We start from the raw sequence: 16500 nt of genomic DNA, 5'->3' as shown, positions 1-16500 counted from the left end.
CGGCGGTGGGGGGTGCCTCTGTCCGGGCGCTGCCCGGCGGCCCCCTCAGGATGGCCCCCCCGGCGGGGGTGGCCGCCTGCCCCCTGGCGATCCGTCGCGTCATCCGGCCGGATGACGCGACGGATCGCCTGGTCGACGGCGTCAGCGGCGGACGCGCAGCGTGACCACCTGGAACGGGGTGAGGTCCAGCAGCACGGCCTCGCCGTCGCGGGCGGGCGAGCCGGCCGGTGCGGCCAGCGGCCGTTCGAGCAGGTCGGTCACCTCGACCGACGTGTGCGCGAACGCCGGCGTCACCCGCGCCCGCGCGCGCCCGCCGTGGCCCTCGTAGAGCCGCACGACGACGTCGCCGCTGCCGTCCTCGGCGAGCTTGACCGCCTCGACGACGACGGCGTCGTGGTCGACGTTCACCAGCGGCTCGACGCCGTGGTCGCCGGTGACGACGCGCTCGGGCAGGTTGAGGGCGTAGCCGTGCCGGACGGCGTCGTCGATCCCCGCGCCGACGACGAGCTCGCAGGTCAGCTCGTGCTCCCCCTGGTCCGCGTCCGGGTCCGGGAACCTCGGCGCGCGCAGCAGCGACAGCCGCACGGTGGTGCCGGTGCCGCCCTGCGCGTCCCCGGCGTCGTCCGGGCGGGTGCGCGTGATGTCGTGGCCGTACGTCGAGTCGTTGGCGACGGCCACGCCGAACCCGGGCTCCCCCACGTGCACCCACCGGTGCGCGACGGTCTCGAACCGGGCGTGGTCCCACGACGTGTTGACGTGCGTGGGCCGGTGCACGTGCCCGAACTGGATCTCCGACGTCGCACGCTCGGCCCGGACGTCGAGCGGGAACGCGAGCTTGAGCAGCTTCTGCCGCTCGTGCCAGTCGACGCGGGTCGTGATGCGCAGCCCGCGCCCGTCAGCCGCGAGCGCGAGGTCCTGCTCGACGCGCGAGGAGCCGAACTCGCGCAGCACGCGCACGACGGGGCCGGACGTGCCCTCCGCGACCTCGGCCTTCGCCGCCTCGACGAGGTCGGTCGTGCTGCGGCGGTAGTGCTCGTCGATGTCCCACGCCTCCCACTCGTTGGGGACGTCGCGGTGCAGCTGGAGCAGGTTCGCCTTCGCGCCCGACAGGATCGCCTCGCGCCCGCTCGCCCGGTCGACGGCGGAGACGACGTGCCCGTCCCGGTCGACGACGACGCGCACGAGGTCGTTCTCCAGGACCCAGCCGCCGTCCGGCGCGGGCACCGGCGCCACGGTGCCCGTGCCGCGCGGCGCGTCGAGGGCCGTGGCGCCGAGCGCCGCGACGCCGTCGCGGGCGAAGGGCACGGCGTTGACGGCCACCGGGCGGTCGCCGTCGCCGACCAGCGCGCGCAGGGCGTCGTCGACGATCTCCTCGAGCTCGCGCGCCACCTCGGCGTAGTTCCGCTCGGCCTCGCGGTGCACCCAGGCGATGGACGAGCCGGGCAGGATGTCGTGGAACTGCTGGAGCAGCACGGTGCGCCACAGCCGCTGCAGCCGCTCGGCCGGATAGTCGGCGCCGGCGCGGACGGCCGCCGTCGAGGCCCACAGCTCGGCCTCCCGCAGCAGGTGCTCGCTGCGCCGGTTGCCGCGCTTGGTGCGGGCCTGCGACGTGTACGTGCCGCGGTGGTACTCGAGGTACATCTCCCCCGTCCACGTGGCCGGGTCCGCGTACTCGGCCCGCGCGGCGTCGAAGAACGAATGCGAGTCGGACAGCTCCACCTTCGGCGACCCCTCGAGGTCGCGCGTGCGGCGGGCCGCCGCGACCATCTCGCGGGTGGGGCCGCCGCCGCCGTCGCCGAAGCCGAACGGCACGAGCGACGTGTTGGCGCGGCCCTTCTCGGCGTACTGCCGCTCGGCGCGGGCGAGCTCCTCGGCCGTCAGCTCGGAGTTGTAGGTGTCCACGGGCGGGAAGTGCGTGAACACCCGCGACCCGTCGATGCCCTCCCACCAGAACGTGTGGTGCGGCATGGTGTTGGTGTCGTTCCACGAGATCTTCTGCGTGAGGAAGTTGTCGCTGCCCGCCAGGCGGGCGAGCTGCGGCAGCGCGGCCGTGTACCCGAAGGAGTCCGGCAGCCACACCTCCTTCGGCTCCACGCCCAGCTCCTCGATGAAGTACCGCTTGCCCGCCACGAGCTGGCGGGCCAGCGCCTCACCGCCGGGCATGTTGGTGTCCGACTCGACCCACATGCCGCCCACCGGCACGAACCGGCCCTCGCGCACGCGCTCGCGGATCCGCTCGAACAGCTCCGGGTAGTGCTCCTGCACCCACGAGTACTGCTGCGCCGACGAGCACGCGAACCTCACGTCCGGGTCCTCGTCCATGAGGGCGAGCACGTTGGAGAACGTCCGCGCGCACTTGCGCACCGTCTCCCGCGTGGGCCACAGCCACGCCGAGTCGATGTGCGCGTGCCCGACGGCGTGCACCCGGTGGGCCGACGCCGCGGCGGGCGCGGCCAGCGCGGGTGCGAGCGCTGCGCGCCCCGCGGCCGCGGTGCCCGCGACGTCGTCGGGGTCGACGGCGTCCAGCATGTCCTCCAGCGCCCGCAGCACCTCGGCCGCACGCGGGCTCGTGGCGGGCAGCACGCGCACCAGGCCGTGCAGGGCGCGCACGTCCTGCAGCAGCTCCCACACCGTCTCGTCCACGAGGGCCACGTGCATGGTGCGCAGCGCGTAGATCGGGTCGGGGCCGGAGGTGTCCCAGGCGCCCATCGGCGTCGGCCGGGTCCAGGCTCCCCCCGGCACGTCAGGGTTGGCGGCGGCCTCGACGAAGACGTCGACGCGGCCGGCGCCGTCCAGCGCCTGCCCGGCCGCGAGCGGCACGTGCCGGTTGCGGGGCTCGACCGCCTTGATGATGCGGCCGTCCGGCGTCCACGCGGTGCCCTCGGCCTGGAAGCCGGGGCCGGCGCCGGTGAACCCGAGGTCGACGACGAGCTCCACGCGGGTGCCCGCCGGCGCCGCGTCGCCGGACCACCCGGCCGGGACGTCGCCGGTCACGTGGAACCACGTCGTGTCCCACGGACGCCCCCATGGGCTGCCGAGCGCGAACGGGGCGTACGTGGCGCGCACCGCGTCGGCGAACGGCACCGGCTCCCCGCCGACGGTCCAGGCCTCGATGTCCAGCGGCCGGGTCTCGCGCAGGACGGCGGGCTCCAGCCAGTCCTTCACGAAGCGCTCGAGGCGCATGGTGGTGCGGGCGGTGGTGTCGTGCATGGATCAGGCTCCTGGTGACGAGGACGTGGTCGGGTGGGACAGGTGCTGGGACGGGTGGCGGTTCCGGTGCGGGCGGACGTCAGCCCTTGACGGCGCCGGCGAGCGCGAAGGACCCGCCGGAGAGCCGGGAGACGAGGACGTACAGGCCGACGGCGGGCAGGGCGTAGAGCATCGAGTAGGCCGCGAGCTGGCCGTACGCGACCGAGCCGTACTGGCCGAAGAACGCGAAGATGCTCACGGCCGCGGGCTGCTTCTCCGGGGTGAGCAGCAGCACGAAGGGGACGAAGAAGTTCCCCCACGCCTGGATGAACACGAAGATGAAGACGACGGCGATGCCGGGCCGCATGAGCGGCAGCACGATGGTGCGCAGCGTGGTCATGGCCGACGCGCCGTCGGTCCAGGCCGCCTCCTCGAGGGAGATCGGCACGGAGTCCATGAAGTTCTTCGTCATCCAGATCGCCATCGGCAGCGACGTCGCGGCCATGAAGAACGTGGTGCCGGCCAGCGAGTCGAGCAGGTTGAGGCGCACGAACAGCGAGTAGACCGGCACCATCATGGCCGTGATCGGCAGGCAGGTGCCGAACAGCACGGCGTACAGGAACGGCTTGTTGAAGCGCATCCGGTACCGCGACAGCGGGTAGGCCGCGAGCACGGACGCCAGCACGGTGATGAGTCCGGTGCCGGCGGAGAGCACGAACGCGTTCGCCAGCGGCACCCACGTCTGCTCGGGGGTCATCACGGCAGTGAAGTTGTCGAGCGTGAACGTCTCCGGCAGCCGGACGGCGAGCGTGGCGCTCGGGTCGAGCGACGCCAGGACGATCCAGCCGAGCGGCAGCAGGAAGCACAGCCCCACGACGACGAGGACGACGTTCGACAGCACGCGCGCGGCGCGCGGCCCGGGGGCGGCGACCGACGACGACGCCCGCCGTCGCGCAGGGGGCGTGCCGGCGACGTCGGGCGCGGGCGAGGGCACGGACGCGGGGGCGGCGGTCTGGGCCATCAGTCGACCTCCGGCTTCAGGCTGCGGATGTACACGACGGAGAAGACGGCGCCGATGACGAGCATCACGGTGGCGATCGCGGTGCCGTAGCCGACCTGGGCGAACTTGAACGCCTCCTGGTAGGCGAGGATCGGCAGCGTGGAGCTGTCGGTGCCGGGGCCGCCGCCGGTCATCACGTAGATCAGCGTGAAGACGGACAGGGTCTGGAGCGTCGTGAGCATGAGGTTGGTCGAGATGCTGCGGCGGATCGTGGGCAGCGTGACCCACACGAGCCGCTGCGCGCCGTTGGCCCCGTCGACCGTCGCGGCCTCGGTGATCTCCGGCGGCACCTCCGCGATCGCGGCGGAGTACACCATCATCGAGAAGGCCGTGCCGCGCCAGATGTTGGCGAGGATGACGGCGAGCATGGGGTACTCGAAGAGCCAGTCCGGCCCGGTGACCCCGACCCCGGCCAGCAGCGAGTTGAGGGTGCCGTCCGCGTGGAAGAACGCGTAGGCGGCGAACGCGGCGACGATCTCGGGCAGCACCCACGCCGTCACGACCAGCGTGGAGACGACGGCCCGCACGGGCTTCAGCGCCGACCGCATGAGCATCGCCAGCCCGAGCCCGGCGACGTTCTGCCCGATCACCGCGGACGCGATGACGAACAGCACCGTGAGCCACAGGGCCTTCGGGAAGTCGGGATCGGCGAGCAGCGCGGCGTAGTTGTCGAGCCCCACCCACTCGGGGGCGAGGGCGTTCGGGCCGGTCAGCGCCGCGTTGGTGAACGAGCCGTAGAACGACCAGACGACCGGGCCGAGCATGAACAGCGCGAGCAGGGCGACGGCCGGCAGCATCGGGACGAGGCGGCCGGCGGTGCGGCGCGCGTGCGAGCGCCGCACCGTCGACGGCCCCGCCCCGGGCCCGCCGACCGGGGCGGGTGCGAGGGTGGCGGTCACGTCGTCAGCCGTTCGTCGTGTTCTCTTCGCCGACCTGGGCGACCACGGCCTCGTCGTAGACGGCGGCAGCCTCCTCGGGCGTCTGCTGACCGGTCATCACCGACTCCATCGCGACCTGGATCGCGTTGGAGACCTGGGCGTAGTCCGAGGTCGCCGGACGGAAGTTCGTCACCTCCACGAGGTCGGAGAAGAACGGCACCGTCGGGTTCGCCTCGGAGTACGACGGCTCCTCGGCGACGTCCGTGCGCACCGCGATCTGGCTGTTGTCGATCGCGAACCGCAGCGAGTTCTCCTTGTCGAGCGCGTGGGTCAGCACGTCGAACGCCACGTCGGGGTTCTTCGACCCGGAGCCGATCGCCATCGTCCAGCCGCCCGACATGCTCACCGCGCCGGGAGCCTGACCGTCCTGGGTGGGCATCGCGGCCGTGCCCATGACGTCGGTCCACTCGGGCCAGGGCGCCGTGCCCTCCTCGAGCCACGTGCCCGGCATCCACGAGCCGTCCAGCGAGATGCCGAGCTTGCCCTGCGGCAGCCACTCGGCCGAGACCGTGTTGCCGACGTTCGGGTCGAGCGCCTGCTGCGGCGTCGGGGCGAGACCCTCGGTGTAGATCGTCCTGATGAAGTCGAGCGAGTCGACGAACTCCTGCGACCCCACGACCCACTTCGAGGCGTCGGCGTCGTAGAGCGTGCCGCCCGTGCCGTACAGCAGCATCTCGAATCCCTGCATCGTGGCGCCCTCGCCCATCGGCTTGCCCGAGTAGACGTTGAGCGGGATGACCTCCGGGTCCGCCTTCTTGATCGCGCGCGCCGCCTCGAGCAGCTCGTCCCAGGTCGTCGGGGCCCAGTCCTCGGGGAGCCCCGCCTCGGCGAGCACCTCCTTGTTGAACCACAGCCCGCGGGTGTCGGTGCCCATCGGGACGCCGTAGGTCTTGCCGTCGTCGCCCAGCCCGGCCTGCTTGGCCTGGTCGACGAACTGGTCCCAGTCCTCCCACTCGGCGAGGTAGTCGTCCATCGGCAGCAGGTACCCCGCCTCGACGTCCGACTTGATCATGAACGTGTCCTCGTACATGAGGTCGGGCGCCGTGCCGGGCGCACGGTTCATGAGTGCGAGCTTGGTGAAGTAGTCGTTCTGGCTGGCCTCGATCGGCACGAGCTCGATCGTGACGTCCGGGTTCTCCTTCTCGTACTCGGCCTTGACGTCCTTGAACAGCTCGTCGGCCTGCGTGAAGTTCCCGAACTTCTGGTACGCGATCTTGATCGTCGCGTCCCCGCTGCTGCCCTCGCCGTTCCCCGAGCCGCAGGCTCCGAGGGTGAGGACGAGCGCCGTGGCCGCGGTCCCCGCGGCGAGGGGTCGTGCCAGTCGCATGCTGCTCCTTTGCCCACATGAGTGGCCCGACGACGCCGGGCCGGCTGACGTGAATAACTCAAGCGAATTGAGTTATTGGTGTCAAGCATGACCGCCCGGCGGTTCGCGATCGGTTCTCGGGTCGGCGCCCGCGGGCTACGGGCGCGCGAGGGCGCGCGTCGCTCCCCCGCCGACCAGCCCGGACGGGCGCGGCGTGAACAGGCCGTCGAGCACCAGGCTCGCCGCCCCCACCGCGCCCACGTGGTCGCCGACGGCGGAGCCCAGCACCTCGACGGCGTGCACCTCGCGCAACGTCGCCTGCGCCGTCAGCTCCTCCCGCACGACCGGCAGGTAGTGGGGGGCGAGCCGCGCCCACGCCGGCCCGCCGAAGACCACCACCCCCGCGTCCACGAGGTCGGCCACGACGGTGATCCCGCGCGCGACGCGCCGCGCGGACACCGCGAGGATGCCCGCCGCCACCGCATCGCCGTCCGCGGCGACCCCGCACAGGGTGGTGAGCGCGGCGTCGAGCTCCGCCGGCGTCGTCGCCGGGGTGCCCCGGGGCAGCACGCCGCGCGCGACCGCCTCGGCGACGAGCGTCGCGGGCGCCGCGGAGATGCCGATGCACCCCCGCTGGCCACAGCCGCACAGCGGACCGTCGTTGTCGACCACCAGGTGCCCCACCTCGCCGGCGTTCCGCGACGACCCGGCGAGCAGCTCGCCGTCGTGCGCCACCGCCACGGCGACGCCGAAGCCCGTGTAGAAGAACAGGGACGTGCCGCGCAGCATCCTGTTGCCGCGCCACAGCTCCGCCACCATCGCCGCCGACACGTCCTTGTCCAGCACGACGTCGAAGCCCGTCGCGGCGGCCAGGAGGTCGCGCACCGGGACCTCGTCCCAGCCGTCGAGGAGCGGCGGACGGAGCACCGTGCCGGCGGCGAGGTCCACGGGCCCCGGGGCCGCCACGCCCAGCCCCAGCACGGCGGAGCGGTCGACGCCGGCCCGCTCGAGCATCGTCGCGGCCGCCGCGGCGACACCGTCGGCCACCGCCTCGGGGCCGGCCGGGGTCGGCTCCACGACCTTCTCCACCGTGCGGCCGTCGAGGTCCACGAGCACCGACGTCACGACCACCGGGTCGATGTGCACGCCCAGCGCGTAGGCCCCCTGCGGCTCGAGGTAGAGCATCGTGCGGGGCTTTCCCCGGCCTTCGGCCCGGCGCTCCCCCTCGACGACGTACCCCAGCGCGACGAGCCGCGCCACGATGTTCGACACCGCCTGGAGCGACAACCCGGTGCTCGCCGCGAGCTCGCTGCGGCTGGTGCCGTCCGGCGCCCGCCGCACCTGGTCCAGCACGACCATCTGGTTGAAGTCGCCCACCCGCGGCAGGTTGGTCCCGCGTCGCACCGTGTCCTCACCTCGCCCGTCCGACTGGACGCAGCGTAGACGTCCGGCGCGGGGGAACGTTCTCCACGGCCACCCGCCGGCCCGCTACAGTGCAGCCCGGAACCGCACCGCTGCGGCAGGTCCCGCAGGTAGCTCCCGGAGGAATCGATGGCCCAGTTCGACCTGCCCGTGCCCGAGCTCGAGGCGTACACGCCCGAGATCGACGAGCCCGGCGACTTCGACGCGTTCTGGTCGCAGACCCTCGTCGAGTCCCGCGCGCACGACGCCGCCCCCACGCTGGAGCGGGCGGACACCGGCCTCACGGAGCTCGTCGTGGACGACGTGACCTTCCCCGGCTTCGACGGGCAGCCCGTCAAGGCCTGGCTGACCCGACCCGCGCGCCACGACGCGGAGGCCGACGGCCCGCTGCCGGCGGTCGTCGAGTTCATCGGCTACGGCGGCGGCCGCGGGCTGGCGCACGACCACCTGGGCCTCGCCGCCGCGGGCTACGCGCACCTCGTGATGGACACCCGCGGCCAGGGCTCCGGCTGGGGCCACGGCGGCGACACCCCCGACCCCGTGGGCAGCGGCCCCGCCTCCCCCGGCTTCATGACCCGCGGGGTGCTCGACCCGCACGACCACTACTACCGGCGCGTCTTCACCGACGGCGTCCGGGCCGTCGACGCCGTCCGCCGCGTCCCGGGCATCGACCCCGCGCGCGTCGCCGTCGCCGGCACGAGCCAGGGCGGCGGCATCGCGATCGCCGTCGCGGGCCTGGTGCCCGACGTCGCCGCGGCCGTGCCGAACGTGCCGTTCCTGTGCCACTACCGCCGTGCCGTGCAGATCTCCGACGCGTTCCCCTACGGCGAGATCACGCAGTACCTGTCGGTGCACCGCGAGCACGAGGACGCCGTCTGGCGCACGTTCTCCTACCTCGACGGCGTCTCGTTCGCCCGCCGCGCCCGCGCCGCCGCGCTGTTCTCGACCGCGCTGCGCGACGACGTCTGCCCGCCGTCCACGGTGTACGCCGCGTACAACCAGTGGGGCGCCCTGGGCGAGACCACGCCGGACACGGCGATCGACGTCTACCCCTACAACCGCCACGAGGGCGGTCAGGGCTACCGCTTCGCCCCGACCCTCGCCTGGCTGGCCAAGCACCTCTGACCGCCGAGGTAGCTCGAAATCTGCCGAGGTAGTCCGAAACCGGCCGAGGTAGTTCCAGATCTCCCGAGGTAGTGCACTACCTCAGCGAGGTTCGAACTACCTCGCGAGCTGTGGAACTACCTCGCGAAGTTCCGAACTACCTCGCGAGCTCTGGAACTACCTCGGCGTCAGGGCAGCAGGCGGGCGCCGTGCGCGGGGCCGGAGGTGCACCAGACGGACTCGGCGGCTCCCTCGGCGGTCCACGACGCGGCGATGGCCAGCGCGTGCTGGCGCGACCGGGCGAGCGCAGCGACGGTGGGCCCCGACCCCGACACGAACGCGCCCAGCGCCCCCGCGTCGTTCGCGACGGCGATCGTGCGCTCCAGCTCGGGGCGCAGCGAGAGCGCCGCGGCCTGGAGGTCGTTGTGCAGCGCCCGGCCGAGGGCGTGCGCGTCTCCCGCCCGCAGCGCCTGCATGAGAGCGGTGTCCTCCTCGAGGCCCGGCTCGTCGGCCGCGCCCCGGGAGCCGGCCAGCTCGTCGAAGCGGCCGTAGACGGCGGGCGTCGACAGGCCCTCGGCCTGCGCCGCGAACACCCAGTGGAACTCGCCGCGGGTCATCGCGGGGGTCAGCAGGTGGCCGCGCCCCGTCCCGACGGCGGTATGGCCCAGCAGGGCGAACGGGACGTCCGAGCCGAGGTCCGCCGCGAGCGTCGACAGGTCGTCGCGGCTCAGGCCGGTCTGCCACAGCGCGTCGCAGGCGACCAGCGTCGCGGCGGCGTCGGCCGAGCCGCCCGCCATGCCGCCGGCCACGGGCACGCCCTTGGCCAGGTGCAGCGCGACGTCCGGCGCCACGCCGACCCGCTCCGCCAGGGCCTCGGCCGCGCGCCAGGCGAGGTTCGACCCGTCGACGGGCACGAGGTCGGCCTGCGGTCCGTCGACGGTGACGGTCACGCCGGCACCCTCCGGCACCTGCGTCGCGGTCACCTCCTCGTAGAGGGCCACGGCCTGGAAGATCGTCGACAGCGGGTGGTAGCCGTCCGCCTGGCGCGCGCCCACGCGCAGCGACAGGTTGACCTTGCCGGGCGCGCGGACGCGGACCGACGGCGAGGGGGCGGCGGCGAGATGCGTCACGCGTCCACCGTGCCCGCTGCGACCGGAAGCTGCTCGGCGATCCGCGCGAAGTCCGCGACCTCGAGCCGCTCGCCCCGCAGCCCGGGGTCGACACCCGCGGCACGCAGCGCCTCCTCCGCGGCGGCGCCCGAGCCGAACGTGCCGGACAGGGCGGCACGCAGCGTCTTGCGGCGCTGGGCGAAGGCGGCGTCGACGACGGCGAACACCTGCTCGCGCGTCGCGGTCGTGACGGGCGGCTCGCGCTTCTCGAGCGCGACGAGCGCGGAGTCCACGTTGGGCTCGGGCCAGAACACGTGCCGGCTGACGTTCAGCGACCGGCGCGCCTCGGCGTACCAGGCGGCCTTGACCGACGGCACGCCGTAGGTGCGGGACCCGGGCCCCGCCGCCAGCCGGTCGGCCACCTCGGCCTGCACCATGACGAGCACGCGCTCCAGGCTCGGGAAGCGCTGCAGGAAGGTGAGCAGCACCGGGACGGCCACGTTGTACGGCAGGTTCGCCACGAGCGCCGTCGGCGGCTCCCCCGGCAGCGAAGTGACCTCGAGGGCGTCGGCGGACACCACCTCGAAGTCGGCGTCGGGGGCGTGCTTGTGCACGGTCTCGGCGATCTGCCCGGCCAGCACCGGGTCGATCTCGACGGCGACGACGGACGCCCCGGCCTCCAGCAGCCCGAGGGTCAGCGACCCCAGCCCGGGGCCGATCTCGACGACCCGCTCCCCCGGCCGCAGCCCGGCCGCACGGACGATCTTGCGGACCGTGCCGCCGTCGTGCACGAAGTTCTGCCCGAGCTGCTTGGTGGGGCGGACACCGAGACGCCCTGCCAGCTCGCGGATCTCCGCAGGGCCGAGCAGGGCGCCAGGGGTGTTCGTCATGTGGGGGAGTTTATGCGGCTCAGTACCAGCCCACCGACTGCGAGTGGCCCCACGCGCCGCACGGCGTGCCGTACACGTCCGCGATGTAGCCGAGGCCCCACTCGATCTGCGTGGCCGGGTTGGTCTGCCAGTCGGAGCCGGCCGACGCCATCTTCGAGCCGGGCAGCGACTGCGGGATGCCGTACGCGCCGGACGACGGGTTGGCCGCCGAGGCGTCCCAGCCCGACTCCTTCGTCCACAGCGACTCCAGGCAGGTCCACTGCGAGCCGGTCCAGTCGCGCGCCGCGGCCATCTGCTGGCCGATCGACCGGGTGGAGCCGGAGTAGGTCGGCGTCGCGGGCTCGGGCTCGGGGCGCTCCTTGGTGCCCTTCACCAGCACGCGGGTCACGGGCTTGGTGGTGACCTCGTCCGAGAGCTTGGTCTTCTTCACGACCTTGCCGTCGATCGTCGTGACCCGGTGGACGATCGTGCGCTCGCCGTCCTTGCCCTTCGTCCGGACCTTCACGTCCTGGTCGGAGTAGCGCTTGTCGGACTTCTTGGTCGTCGTCTTGTGGTCGACGGCCTGGGTGGTCGTGACCTTCTTGGTCTCGACGCGCTGCACGACGACGGCGACCTGCGGCGCGGCGGCGGGCTGCTCCGCGGCGACCTGCTCGGTCTGCGCGCCGCCCTTCGCCTGCTTCTCGGCCTGCTTCGCGGTCTGCTTCTCGGCGTCCGCGACGGCGGCGGCGACGTGCTTCTTCACCTCGCCGTTGGCGGCGTCGGTGACGTGCACCCGGTCGCTCTTGCCGAGGTCGACGTCCGCCTCGGCCAGCACGCCCTCGACGTCCTCCGCGCCCTCGACCACGTCGGCCTTGCCGTCGTGCACCACGGCCACCGGGCCGTCGGTGTCGACGTCCACGGGCAGCGAGGCCCGCTCGCCGTCGCGGGAGGCGACGATGCGCACGTCGCCGCCGCGGGCGGTGAGGGTGTCGAGCGCCTCGGCCGCGTCGAGCGCGGTGACCCAGGCGTCGGTGTCCTTGCCGTCGATCTGGAGCGCGAGCTCCTTGCCGGAGCGCACCACGATGTCGGATCCGTCCTCGAGCGCGGCACCTGCGGCCGGGGTCACGAGGTCACGGTCGCCCACGACGACGCCCTGGGAGGTGAGCAGGTCGTCGACGGAGCCGGAGTACGAGGTCACGGTCTTCACGTCGCCGTCCACGTCGAGCGTGACGGTCTTGCGGGCGTCGGCGTAGGCGACGGCCCCGCCGGCGACGGCGACCGCGGCGGCGGTCGCGGCGGCCACGAACGGCCAGCGGCGGCGCGGCCGGGCCGTGGCGTCCGCGGGGGTGTCGGCGGCGGGCACGGGAGCGTTCGGGGAGGAGGTCACGAGAGTCCAGTCGTCGTGCTGTCCGGGCACGGTGGCCGGGGGCGGATCTCGACGACCCGTCACGCACCGGGGCGGCGCGCTCGCGCCTCGCTCCCGGCCCCTGCGCCCGAGGGCGCCGAGTTCCGACCCACCGATCCGGCGGTTCAGGGCCCGCGTCGCATACACCTGGTGGGCACGCCTCGCACGCGGGACACCCGACCGTAACCGATTCGTTATGGTGCGCCTAATCCTGAGGGCCTCTCGTGACGAGTCCCACGGAACGTGCACGCGGCGTCCACACCCCGCGGGGGCGCACGAAGGCCCGCCGGTCCGACCCGTCGCCGTCGAGCGGCGGGATCGGCCCGGCGGGCCTCAGCGTGAGACCTGCGTCAGATCCGCGTCAGGTCAGAGCAGGCCGAGCTTGGCCGCGCAGCCGGGCCACTGACCCCACCCGGACTGCGCCTGCAGCTTCTGCGCGATGCGCGTCTGCTCGGCGGCCGAGTTCTCCGAGGGGAGACCGGAACCGCCCATCGCCTGCCACGTCTGCAGCGAGAACTGGTACAGGCCGTAGTAGCCGTTGCCGGTGTTCGTGGCGGGGTTGCCGCCCGACTCGCACTGCGCGAGGTCCGCCCACACGCCGGCGGGCGCCGAGCCTGTGGCCTTCGACGTCGAGCCGGACGAGGAGCTCGACGAGGAGCTGCTGGAGCCGGACGACGAGGACGACGACGAGGACTCCTCCGGCGCCGGCTCGGGCTCCGGCTCGGGGCGCTCCTTGGTGCCCTCGACGACGATCTCCGTGACCGGCTTGGTGGTCACCTTGTCCGAGAGCTTCTTCTTGGCGACGACGTCACCGTCGACCGTGGTGACGCGGTAGGTGAGCGTGCGCTCGCCGTCCTTGCCCTCCTGGGTGACCTTGCTGCCCAGGTCGGCGTAGCGGTCCGAGTCCTGCTCCGTGCGCGACTTGTGGTCGACCGCGACCTTCTTGGTGACCTTCTTCGTCTCGACGCGCTCGATGACGATGCGCACCGCCGGGTCGCCCTGCGCCTTCGGGGTCTCCCGCTCGACGAAGACGCGGTCGTCCGCGTCCGCCGTGAGCCCGAGGCCCTGGAGGATCGCCTCGAGGCCGACGGAGCCGTCGTCGACCACCGTGGTGGTGCCGTCCGCGACGACGGCGACCGGCTGGTCGGCGTCGAGCTGGAGCGGCAGCGAGGCGCGGTCGCCGGAACGGGAGGCGACGAGGGAGACGTCGGAGCCGCGGGCGTCGAGCCCGCGCAGGGCCTCCTCGGCGTCCAGCGCGGTGACCCAGACGTCGTCCTGCTCGCCGTCGACGTCCACCGTCAGCTCGTGCCCGGAGCGGACCACGACCTGCGAGCCGTCGCGCAGGGCGGCGTCCGCGGACGGGGTGACGGCGTCGCGCTCGCCCACCTCGACGCCCTGGGCGTCCAGCAGGCCGGCGACGGAACCGGAGAAGGTCTGGAGGGTGCGCGTCTCGCCGTCGACGTCGAGCGTCACGCTCTTGCGTGCACTCTCGTAGGCGGTGGCCGCACCACCCGCGACGACGAGCGCGCCGACGGCGAGACCCGCGATGAGCGGGAGCCGACGGCGACGGCGCGGGGCGGTCGTCGACGCGGCGGCCGCGTCGGCCCCCGCCTCGGGCATCGACTCAGGCATCGACTCGGCCGAAGGATGGGGAGTCTCGTTCGAGGGGTTCACACAGGTCCAGTCGTCGTGCGGTCCGGTCACGACGGCGGGGTCCCGGCTGGGTGTCGGGTCCGTGGTCGATCCGGTGGCTCCGAAGACCGTAACCGGATCGTGACCATCGGCCAAGCCTGGTTATGGCACGGATGCCCGCGTCTGTGCCCTGGTGTCCGATAAGTCTGGACGGACGAAGTGGCCCGTCTCACACCTCGCGGGGCGTCAGTACCAGCCCACCGACATGGAGTGGCTCCACGCCCCGCACGGCGTGCCGTACCGCCCGGAGATGTACCCCAGGCCCCACTCGATCTGCGTGGACGGGTTGGTGCGCCAGTCCGACCCGGCGGTCGCCATCTTCGACCCGGGCAGCGACTGCGGGATGCCGTACGCCCCGCTCGACGGGTTCTCGGCGTTCCAGCGCCAGCCCGACTCCTTGTCCCACAGCTTCTCGAGGCAGGCGTACTGGTCCGCGCCCCACCCGCGCTCGGCGGCCATCGCCTTGCCGATGGCCTTCGCGGAGCCCGGGTCGGGGTTCGCCGTCGAGACCTCGAGGGTGCCCACCACGACGACCTCGGTGACCGGCTCCCGCGTCACCTCGCGGTCGACCACGGTGCGCTCCACCTCGGCCCCGTCCAGGGTGCGCACCTCGTAGGTGGTGACCCGCTCCCCCGGCACGCCTGCCGTGCGCACCACCTCGTAGCCCTTCGGCAGCTCGTCGGACTCGACGCGCTCCGTCTCGAACGGGATGACCTCGGTCTTGCGGTCCGCGTCGGTCTCGCCCCGGCTCACCATGACGACCATCCCGTCCACGGCGGCCGCCCCGAGGGGCACCGACGTGCGGTCGTGCTTGCCGAGGGTGATCCCGGCGGTGGCCAGCACGTCGCGCACGGTCGACTGCGCGGTGCGGATCGGCAGCACGAGGCCGTCCACGGCCACCTGCACCGTCTTGGTCGTGGACACCCGCACCGGCGTGCGGTCCAGCGGCGCGGTGCGGGAGGCGGAGGTCACGGCGTCGGCGCCGCGCGGGCCGAGCGCCGCCAGCAGCTCGCCCACCGTGTGCGCCGTCGTCGGGAAGGTCGTGACCTCGCCGTCGATCTCGACGGTCACCTCGCGGCTCGACCGCACCACGACCTGGCCGCCGTCCGCGGCGGCCGCCGACGCGGCGGGCTGCACCAGGTCGTCCGGGCCGACCGGGATGTGGTGATAGCGCAGCACGTCGGCCACCGACGCGCCGTAGGAGTCGACGGTCGCGACGTGGCCGTCGTAATCGATCGTCACGGTCTTCTGCGCCTGCGTCACGGCGGCCGTGCCGCCGACCAGCGCGAGGACCACGGCGCCGTGCACGACGTGGCGCGCCGGGCCGCTGAGCGGGCCGCGCCGCGGCGCCGTCGCCCCGGTGCTCGAGGGTGCCGACGACGCGACCGTCGCCTCGTCCGACGCCCGCTCCACCCTCGACCTCCGCACGAGCACCAGACCGTAACGGAACCGTGACCAGGGGGGAAGCCCCCACCGGCTCATCGAGCGCTCACCACGGGCCGTACACGCGCTCCGACGTCGCCGAGAGCGCCCGGCACACCTCGTCCAGGGGACGCTCCAGGACGTCCGCCATCGCGCCCACCGTGTGCGCCGCGACGTACGGGGCGTTCGGCTGGCCGCGGTACGGGTGCGGCGGCAGGTACGGCGCGTCCGTCTCGACCAGCACCAGCTCCAGCGGCACGGCGCGCAGCGCGGCGCGCAGGTGGTCGTTCTTCGGGTAGGTCACCGGGCCCGCGAACGAGAGGAACCAGCCGTGCTCCGCCGCGAGCGCGGCCATCTCCTCGTCGCCCGAGTAGCAGTGGAAGACGGTGCGCTCCGGGGCGCCGTCGGCCAGCAGGACGTCGATCACCTGGGCGTGCGCGTCGCGGTCGTGGATCTGCAGCGCCAGGCCGAGCTCCTTGGCGAGGGCGACGTGCGCGCGGAACGCCTCGCGCTGCACCGCCTCGCCCTGCGGCCCGGTGCGGAACAGGTCCATCCCCGTCTCGCCGATCGCGCGCACGCGGTCGTGCGTCCGCGCCACCTCCGCGACCCGCGCCAGCGCGTCGTCCAGCGCGACCGCGTGGTGCGCCGCCGGGTCCGGTTCCAGGCCGTCCGGGCCCACCTCGCGGACGCCGGCATGCAGCACCGCCTCGTTGGGGTGGATCGCGACGGCCGCGAGCACGCCGGGGTGCGCCTCGGCCAGGAGCCGCACCGTCCAGTCGATGCCCGGCAGGTCGCAGCCCACCTGCACGACGCGGTCCACGCCCACGGCCGCCGCGCGGGCGAGGTGCTCCGCCGCGGACGGCGCCGGCTCTCCCTCAGGGAGGACGCCGGCGATCGCGTCGAGGTGCGTGTGGTTGTCGGCGACAGGTACCGGCAGGGGCGCGGGGTCCGCCGGGAACCCGCGCTCGCGCTTGCGCGCCACGC

At 73.6% G+C, this 16500-nt stretch carries 12 protein-coding genes; 1 reads left to right on the top strand and 11 read right to left on the bottom strand.

Annotation, left to right across the window (positions count from 1 at the left end; genetic code table 11):
- Nucleotides 1–141: 141 nt before the first annotated feature.
- The 5 genes from ACH436_RS07735 to ACH436_RS07715 form a co-directional block, all read right to left on the bottom strand.
- A complete protein-coding gene (locus ACH436_RS07735) occupies nucleotides 142–3210 on the bottom strand; it encodes an alpha-mannosidase (RefSeq protein WP_430559614.1) in 3069 nt (1022 codons plus the stop codon).
- A 79-nt stretch (nucleotides 3211–3289) separates the two neighbouring features.
- Nucleotides 3290–4210, bottom strand: coding sequence for a carbohydrate ABC transporter permease (locus tag ACH436_RS07730; RefSeq protein WP_430559613.1), 921 nt, complete (start codon nucleotides 4208–4210; stop codon nucleotides 3290–3292).
- Nucleotides 4210–5148: a carbohydrate ABC transporter permease gene (locus ACH436_RS07725; protein WP_430559612.1), complete on the bottom strand. Its 939-nt coding sequence runs from the start codon at nucleotides 5146–5148 to the stop codon at nucleotides 4210–4212. Before ACH436_RS07725 ends, ACH436_RS07730 begins: the two co-directional genes overlap by 1 nt.
- Before the next feature lie 4 nt (nucleotides 5149–5152).
- Nucleotides 5153–6514 (bottom strand): ABC transporter substrate-binding protein, encoded by a 1362-nt coding sequence (locus tag ACH436_RS07720; RefSeq protein WP_430559611.1) that lies wholly within the window; start codon nucleotides 6512–6514, stop codon nucleotides 5153–5155.
- Nucleotides 6515–6649: 135 nt separating this feature from the next.
- The gene (locus ACH436_RS07715) at nucleotides 6650–7897 is read right to left on the bottom strand and encodes an ROK family protein (RefSeq protein ID WP_430559610.1); all 1248 of its coding nucleotides are present in this window, start codon (nucleotides 7895–7897) and stop codon (nucleotides 6650–6652) included.
- A 147-nt stretch (nucleotides 7898–8044) separates the two neighbouring features.
- Here ACH436_RS07715 and ACH436_RS07710 point away from each other — a divergent pair, with 147 nt between their 5' ends.
- Entirely contained in the window at nucleotides 8045–9040 is a 996-nt protein-coding gene (locus ACH436_RS07710; protein ID WP_430559609.1) for an acetylxylan esterase, read from the top strand.
- A gap of 167 nt (nucleotides 9041–9207) precedes the next feature.
- On the opposite strand, the gene ACH436_RS07705 is transcribed toward ACH436_RS07710, so the two are convergent.
- The 6 genes from ACH436_RS07705 to ACH436_RS07680 form a co-directional block, all read right to left on the bottom strand.
- The gene (locus tag ACH436_RS07705; protein WP_430559608.1) at nucleotides 9208–10149 is read right to left on the bottom strand and encodes a 4-(cytidine 5'-diphospho)-2-C-methyl-D-erythritol kinase; all 942 of its coding nucleotides are present in this window, start codon (nucleotides 10147–10149) and stop codon (nucleotides 9208–9210) included.
- Complete coding sequence (rsmA, locus tag ACH436_RS07700) at nucleotides 10146–11018, bottom strand: 16S rRNA (adenine(1518)-N(6)/adenine(1519)-N(6))-dimethyltransferase RsmA (RefSeq protein WP_430559607.1); 873 nt, start codon at nucleotides 11016–11018, stop codon at nucleotides 10146–10148. The genes ACH436_RS07705 and rsmA overlap by 4 nt, the downstream gene beginning before the upstream one ends.
- Before the next feature lie 19 nt (nucleotides 11019–11037).
- Complete coding sequence (locus tag ACH436_RS07695; protein WP_430559606.1) at nucleotides 11038–12384, bottom strand: G5 domain-containing protein; 1347 nt, start codon at nucleotides 12382–12384, stop codon at nucleotides 11038–11040.
- A 384-nt stretch (nucleotides 12385–12768) separates the two neighbouring features.
- On the bottom strand, nucleotides 12769–14034 hold the full coding sequence (locus tag ACH436_RS07690; protein ID WP_430559605.1) for a transglycosylase family protein: 1266 nt from the start codon (nucleotides 14032–14034) through the stop codon (nucleotides 12769–12771).
- A gap of 246 nt (nucleotides 14035–14280) precedes the next feature.
- Nucleotides 14281–15507, bottom strand: a complete 1227-nt coding sequence (locus ACH436_RS07685; RefSeq protein WP_430559604.1) for a ubiquitin-like domain-containing protein — start codon at nucleotides 15505–15507, stop codon at nucleotides 14281–14283.
- Nucleotides 15508–15583: 76 nt separating this feature from the next.
- Nucleotides 15584–16498, bottom strand: coding sequence for a TatD family hydrolase (locus ACH436_RS07680; protein ID WP_430559603.1), 915 nt, complete (start codon nucleotides 16496–16498; stop codon nucleotides 15584–15586).
- Nucleotides 16499–16500 lie beyond the last annotated feature (2 nt).

The sequence above is a fragment of the Isoptericola sp. NPDC019693 genome (assembly GCF_044389085.1).
In the GTDB taxonomy this organism is placed as follows: domain Bacteria; phylum Actinomycetota; class Actinomycetes; order Actinomycetales; family Cellulomonadaceae; genus Isoptericola.
The sequence above is the reverse complement of the archived record's forward strand: the minus strand, read 5'-3'. Positions and strand labels throughout refer to the sequence as shown.